Origin of the sequence: Candidatus Infernicultor aquiphilus (genome assembly GCF_002784285.1) — a bacterium.
Lineage (GTDB): Bacteria > Atribacterota > Phoenicimicrobiia > Phoenicimicrobiales > Phoenicimicrobiaceae > Infernicultor > Infernicultor aquiphilus.
In genome coordinates this window covers 1-7,452 of sequence record NZ_PFKO01000224.1, presented here as the reverse complement: position 1 = coordinate 7,452, position 7,452 = coordinate 1, and the positions used below count along the sequence as shown (strand labels likewise).

The following is a 7,452-nucleotide window of genomic DNA, read 5'->3' as shown; positions in this document are numbered from 1 at the left end:
AAGTGTTTTTATCCTACTTCAGTATTGGTTACCGGTTTTGATATAATTTTCTTTTGGGTAGCTCGAATGATAATGATGGGATTAAAGTTTCGTGGCGAGGTGCCATTTAAGCAAGTGTATATAAATCCTTTAATTAGAGATGCAGAAGGTAAAAAAATGAGTAAATCAAAAGGAAATGTTATCGATCCTTTAACAGTGATTGATGAATATGGTTCTGATACCTTACGTATTACCCTTGCTTCCTTAACTGTTCAAGGTGATTATATCTGCCTTTCTGAAGAGAGAATTAGAGGATTTAGAAATTTTTCTAACAAAATATGGAATGTTTCGAGATTTTCTATCATGAATTTAGTAGATTTTGATATCGATAAGATAAATAAAGATAGTTTAAAAATGACTTTAGCTGATAATTGGATAATTAGCAGATTAAATGAGGCAATAAAAAAGTCTACTTTCTACCTTAATGAGTATAAGTTTGGAGAGGCGGCCAAAACTATCTACGAATTTACCTGGAGTGACTTTTGTGATTGGTATGTAGAATTTATTAAACCAAGATTATATCAGGAAGATGATAAAATACAAAGAAAGACAGCTCAATACATTCTTTGGTTTGTTTTGGAGAATACTTTAAGACTTTTACATCCCTTTATGCCTTTTATAACTGAAGAAATATGGCAAAAACTACCTCATCAAGGGGATAGTATTATGTCTTCACCTTGGCCTCTATATAAAGAAGAATATCTGGATAAAGAGGCAGATATAAAGATGAGTAAAATAATGAATATTATTAAAACTATACGAAACATTAAGTCAGATATGGACATTCCTTATAGTACAAAGATTGATTTATATTTAAACATTACCGAAAAAGATAAAATAGAATTAATAAAAGAAAACATTTATTATATCAAAGCAATGCTTAAAACAAATTTATTGGAGGTAGGAACAGATATTAAAAAACCAGCACATTCAGCTACCGGTGTTTTAGAGGGAGTAGAAATATTTATCCCTTTAAAAGATATAATTAATATTCCAGAAGAGATAGCCCGTTTAGAAAAGAGATTAAACAGAATAAAAAATGAACTTAATACTATTTTTAAAAAGATAAATAATGAGGATTTTTTGTCTAAAGCCCCAGAAGAGGTGATTAAAAAAGAAAGAAATAAGGCGGATGATTTAAAAGATATTTATCAAAAATTAGAAAGCAATCTAAAAGATTTGAGGTAAATATGATAACTTATCCAGAAGCATTAAAATATATTTATGACTTAAATAAATATGGTATAAAATTAGGACTTAAAAATATTGAATATTTACTTTTTCTTTTAGGTAATCCTCATCAAAAACTAAATATTATTCATATAGCTGGAACTAATGGAAAAGGATCAACTGCTGCAATAATAAGTTCAATACTTCAATCTGAAGGGTTTAAAGTTGGTCTTTATACTTCTCCCCATTTAGTTGATTTCACTGAAAGGATGAAAATTAATTATAGATCAATAAATCAGAAAAAAGTAGCTACACTATTAGAAAGAATTAAACCCTTGGTAGAAAAGGTAGCTCATACACCTTACTATACTCACCCTACTTTTTTTGAAGTTATTACTGCTATGGCTTTTATCTACTTTTTGGAAGAAAAAGTAGACTTTTTAGTTTTAGAAGTAGGATTAGGAGGAAGGTTAGATGCCACAAATGTTTGTGAACCTTTAATATCAGTTATTACTCACCTTGATTATGACCATATGGATAAATTAGGAAATAGTTTAGAGGAGATTGCCAGGGAAAAAGGAGGAATTATAAAATCAGGAGGAATTGTAATTACTTCTGATCAATTTGAGAAAGCTGATCAGGAAATTAATAAAATTGCTCGACAGAGGAATTCAATTATTTACAAGGTAGGAAGAGAAATAAAGTATGAAATAATAAAATCTGATCTTAAAGGTATAATATTTAATTTACACGGAATTTATAATAATTATATAAATTTACATACTCCATTATTAGGAAGACATCAAGCAGAAAATGCCGCTACTGCTATCACAGCTGTAGAAGCACTCAAAATTAAAGGAATATGCATTTCTAAAAAAGCGATAAGAGATGGCCTGGAAAAAGTTAAATGGTCAGGGAGGTTGGAAATAATTCAAAAAAAACCTATGCTAGTATTAGATGGAGCGCATAATCCTAATGGAATAGAGGTAGTCAAACAAGCCTTAGAAGAAATATTTGGTTATCATAGACTAATTTTAGTCTTAGGAATTTTTGCAGATAAAGATTATAAAAAAATGATTAAAATTATAGCACCGTTAGCGGATTTAATTATTGCTACTAAAGCAAAAAATCCCCGAGCCACCTCCCCTCAAATAATTGCTAAAGAAGCAGCGCAATATGTAGATCGAAATAAAATAATGGTTACCAAAAATATCCCCCAGGCTATAAACTATGCTATATCAAATTCCAATGAGGATGATTTAATATGTATAACCGGATCGCTATATACTGTAGGTGAAGCAAAGAGATATTTTATAAAGAAAAATCAAAAAATGTAGGGGCGTATTGCATACGCCCAAGGAAGAACAAAAGATAATAAAACAGGAAGGGCACAATTCCTGTCTGCGTGCGGACCTGTCTGCGTGCGTACACGCACAGGCAGGCATTGTACCCCTACAAAAGCATAAAAGTTTACAATAAGGAAATTCAGTAATAAAGTAAGGAGAAAACAAATATGTTCCACCTTTCTAATCAAGAAAAGATTACCATAATTTTTTTATTAATATTAATAATGATTGGAATAGGAATAATTTTGTATAAAAATTTTAATAATGAAGATAATTTAGCCCTAAATTCACCCTCAAATTTTTCAGAGAATAATATTGCGGAAAAGGTTGAAGTTCCTTCCGTTATAATTCACATTTCTGGAGCAGTTAAAAACCCGGGGGTTTATCAATTAAAATCAACGGATAGGGTAGTTGATGCAGTAAAAATTGCGGGAGGGATAACGGAAAGAGCTAATCCAGATGCAATTAATTTAGCTGCTCTGCTTAAAGATGGACAAAAAATAATTATTCCCTATAAAATTTCTAACCAAGTTACGGTAGAAAGTGATAAAAATATATCTAAAAATATAGAGGAAGTATACTCTTCTTCATCATCTCCTTCTGACCAAATTAATATTAACACTGCTGATGACCATACCTTACAGTCTCTGCCTGGAATTGGACCAGTTCTTTCCAAAAGAATAATAGATTATAGGGATCAGAATGGATTATTTGAAGTTATTGATGATATAAAAAATGTATCTGGAATCGGAGAAAAAAAATTTGAAGGAATTAAAGATTTAATTTGTGTCCAATAAAAAATATGTTTTCCGATAATAAATATAATACGGTTAAACCCTTACCCCTAATTTTATCTTTATATATTTTAGGGATAATTTGTGGTAAATTTATCAATTTTAATTCAATATTTTCATTTATAATGATAATATTATTAATACTAATTTCGGTGATAAGTTTTATAAAGCAGTGGAAAATAACCACTGCTTTATTATTTATAACAATATTTTTAATCGGTATGGTTAATTATAATCTAAATTCTAAACCAATTGGCACTAACCATGTAGCAAATTTTATAGAAGATAAAAGAATAACTATTATTGGTACAGTATTAGATAAAAACTATTATTATGATCAAGAAAAAATTTCTTTGAAGGTAAAAGTAAAGGAGATAGAACAAGAAGATCATAATATTAGAACCAAAGGTCTAATATTAGTGAATACCTATTTAGGGAATTGTCCTTATGAATATGGAGATATACTTAAAATCAAAGGAAAATTAGAAAAACCTATAGGTCGAAAAAATTTTGGTGAATTTGATTATGAATTATATTTAGCCCGAGAAAGAATTTTTACTTACCTTAATATCTGGGCCGAAAAAGATATTCAAAAAATAGGAGAAGAAAATTCAAATTTCTTTACCTATTTTTCTTTGTTGATCAGAAATAAAATAAAAAAAATTATAGAACAAACTTTACAAAAGCCATATAATTATCTACTTCTCGGTATGATGTTAGGAGAAAAAGGTCTTATTCCACCTGAAATAAAAGAAATATTTGCTGAGGCAGGAATTATGCATATATTAGCAGTTTCAGGTTTACATGTAGGAATAATCGCTGCTGCCTTATTTTTTTTATTAAATTTCTTAAAATTACCTAAAAAATTGAAATTTACTATCTTAATATTATTTTTAATCATATATGCCTCTATTACTGGCTATCAACCTTCTGTTTTACGCGCAACAATTATGTTTGCCTTATTAATAGGAGGAAAATTAATCAACAGAAATAGAAATCTTTTTCTTTCTCTTTTTTTTGCAGCATTTTTAATCTTATTATTAAATCCCTTAGTCCTATATGATGCTGGTTTTCTTTTATCTTTTATAGTTACTTTTTTTCTAATATATCTATCTCCCCTCTTGCAAGAACAATTTTCTAAAGTATTAGTTTGGATTAAAGATCCTTTATCAATTTCAATAGCTTCCTGGATAGGAATTTTTCCATTATCCGCTTATTTTTTTAATAAAGTGTCAATAATTTCCATTGTGGTGAATATCTTTATTGTTCCTTTAACCGGTATAGCCCTCATATTAGGATTCATCACTTTCTTTATCGGGCTAGTGAGCATTCCTTTGGCTTATCTAATAGCTAATATCAATTTTATTGTTTTAAAAATGATCCTTTTAATATCTAAGTATTTTTCTTTGCTACCTTTTTCGTTTATATATACTGCTCAACCTGCAATTTTTGTTATTTTTTTATATTATCTGTTGATATTTTTGGCCATAGAAATATTTTATAAAAATATATTTCCGCCCAAAATAAAGATTAAGGCCACTATTTTAATATTATCAGCTGTATTAGTGGTAATTATAGTTCAAGTATTTTCTCCCCTAGATAATCTTAAAGTAAATTTTATAAATGTTGGAGAAGGAGATTGTATCTTAATTGAAGCACCTAAAAAATATAATATTTTAATTGACGGAGGGGGGACGCCTCTAAGTACTTTTGATGTAGGGGGTAAAGTGGTTATTCCTTATTTAAGGAGAAAAGGGATAAATAAGATTAACCTGTTAATTTTAACTCATCCTCATTTAGATCATTTAGAAGGATTATTACCAGTACTAAGAGAATTTAAAGTTGATATGGCCTTAGATAGTGGATTAATTTGTGATGTTTCAGAGTATAGAGAGTTTATCTCCATCATAAAAGAAAAGAATATACCCTATCATCAGGCTAAAGCCGGGGATAATTTTGTTTTTAGTAATAATTTAGAGATGCTTTTGCTTAACCCCATACATACTTCAAATTTATATAATGAATCTGATTTTAATAATGCTTCAATTGTGATAAAATTATTCTATAAAAATTCAAAATTTCTATTTACTGGAGACGTAGAAGAGACTGCTGAAAAAAGAATGTTAATCTGGCAAAACATTCTAAAAAGTGATGTCTTAAAAGTTGCCCATCATGGTAGTGCAACTTCAACTAATTTAGAATTTTTAGAAAAAGTTAATCCGCTTATTGCGGTTATTTCTGTAGGAAAAAACAATTTTGGCCATCCTTCAGAAAAAATTATAGAAAGATTAAAGGATAAAAATATAGCAGTGTATCGTACCGATCAAAATGGTACGGTGATTATAAGGACGAATGGACAAGAATATGGGGTAAAAACCTTGAAAGGAAATAATTAGAATTATTAAAAAAAATTATTTAAACTATGAAAATATGTTAAATCTTATAAAACAAGAGAGGGTATATCCAGTTTATCTATTTTTGGGCAAAGAAAATTATTTAAAAGAAAATATTTTAAAAAAACTTCTCGATAAATTAATTACTCCTACCTCTCGAGAATTAAACTATAAAGTATTTTATGGAGAAAAATTACCCCTAAATGAAATAATAAATGATTTACAAATATTACCTTTTATATCCAAATACAAATTAGTAGTAATAAAAGAAGCAGAAAAAATTAGTAAAGAAGATGAAGAAAAATTAATAAATTATTTTAACCATTATAATTTTAAAAACATTTTTTCAATATTAATCTTAATATATAAAGAGACTACCTCGAATAAAGAATTAATTAAAATAATCGAAAAAGTAGGAATAGTAATAAATTTAGATATCCAGGATAAATCGAAATTAAATAGGTGGATAGAAGCTAAATTTAAGCAAAGTAATAAAAAAATTAGTCCGGAAGCGTTATTTTATTTACAATCTTGGACTGGTTCTGATTTAAATCGCCTTTTTAATGAAATAGAAAAGATAGATATTTATACCAAAGACCAAAAGATAATAGAAAAAGAAGATATTATGATAACGATAGGTGGCTCGGAGTCGGTTAACCTATTCAAAGTTTTAGATTCTATAGGTAATAGAGAGATAGAAAACGCCATAGATGGTATGGTTAAGTTAGATCAAAGTAATCTTCATTATTTATCTATATTTACTATGATATACCGGCAAATAAAACTTATACTACAGATAAAATTATTACTGCTGAGTGGGTGTAATTTTAAAGAAATAGAGAAAGAATTAAAGCTACCTTCGTTTGTGGTTGAAAAAATAATAAAGCAATCAAAAAAATATACTTTTAAAGATATTTGTAAATCTTACCAATTATTAAATATTGCCGACTTAGAACTAAAAAATAGCCAAAAAGAACCTCAAATTATATTAGAAGAATTAGTGATGAATATTATAAATCAGGATAATTAGAAATATTATTCACTTTTAGTTTCTGTTTTTTCCGTAGTTTTTATTGTTTCTTTAACTTTTGGTTTCTTCTCAGCTTTTGTTGTTTTTTCAATTTCAGTTTGCGGGGTAGATATTATTAAAACATTTAGCTTTTTTGCCAATCTCGACTTTTTACGAGAAGCAGTATTTTTTGGTAAAATACCTTTATTTACAGACTTATCTAAAAATAAAACAGAATCTTTAAAATATTTATTGGTTTCTTCTTTGTTTTTTTCTAATAAGGCAAGATCGAATTTTTTAATATTACTTTTTATTTTTGATTTATAGGAGATATTTCTCAAGTAACTTTTTTCAGAGGTTTTAACTCTTTTTATGGCTGATTTTATTTTGGGCATAAATATTTTCCTTTCTATAATGTTTATTTTATTGATTAAATTTTAACATTATTTTATTTTAAAATCAAGCATTATTTCGTATCGAATATCGCGTTAGGAAAATAAAAACCAAATTCGTATCGAGTATCGAGTATCGAGTATTGAGTATATAGTGAAGAAAGGAAGAGATAGAGTTCAGGAGTCAGGAGACAGAATAGAATAGTATTTCGTATATCGTAGTATATAGTGAAGAAGACAGAAGACAGAATTCGTATCCCGTATCTCGTGAAGAAAATGGTAATATATAATATGTAGGGGCAGACCTTG

General features: G+C 28.0%; 5 protein-coding genes and 1 pseudogene. 5 read left to right on the top strand and 1 reads right to left on the bottom strand.

What is annotated here, in order from left to right; genetic code table 11:
* From COZ07_RS05855 to holA, 5 genes are all read left to right on the top strand, one after another.
* Positions 1-1,227, top strand: a 1,227-nt coding sequence (locus tag COZ07_RS05855; protein ID WP_406607639.1) for a class I tRNA ligase family protein, incomplete at its 5' end; no start/stop codon positions are given.
* A gap of 2 nt (positions 1,228-1,229) precedes the next feature.
* Positions 1,230-2,546, top strand: coding sequence for a bifunctional folylpolyglutamate synthase/dihydrofolate synthase (locus COZ07_RS05850; protein ID WP_406607638.1), 1,317 nt, complete (start codon positions 1,230-1,232; stop codon positions 2,544-2,546).
* A gap of 176 nt (positions 2,547-2,722) precedes the next feature.
* Complete coding sequence (locus COZ07_RS05845) at positions 2,723-3,352, top strand: ComEA family DNA-binding protein (RefSeq protein ID WP_406607637.1); 630 nt, start codon at positions 2,723-2,725, stop codon at positions 3,350-3,352.
* Positions 3,353-3,357: 5 nt separating this feature from the next.
* Positions 3,358-5,745, top strand: a complete 2,388-nt coding sequence (locus COZ07_RS05840; protein ID WP_406607636.1) for a DNA internalization-related competence protein ComEC/Rec2 — start codon at positions 3,358-3,360, stop codon at positions 5,743-5,745.
* 34 nt (positions 5,746-5,779) lie between these two features.
* Entirely contained in the window at positions 5,780-6,772 is a 993-nt protein-coding gene (gene holA / locus COZ07_RS05835; RefSeq protein ID WP_406607635.1) for a DNA polymerase III subunit delta, read from the top strand.
* A gap of 116 nt (positions 6,773-6,888) precedes the next feature.
* On the opposite strand, the pseudogene rpsT reads toward holA, so the two are convergent.
* Positions 6,889-7,146 (bottom strand): annotated as a pseudogene (gene rpsT, locus COZ07_RS05830) (30S ribosomal protein S20); the annotation flags it as partial.
* Positions 7,147-7,452: the final 306 nt, after the last annotated feature.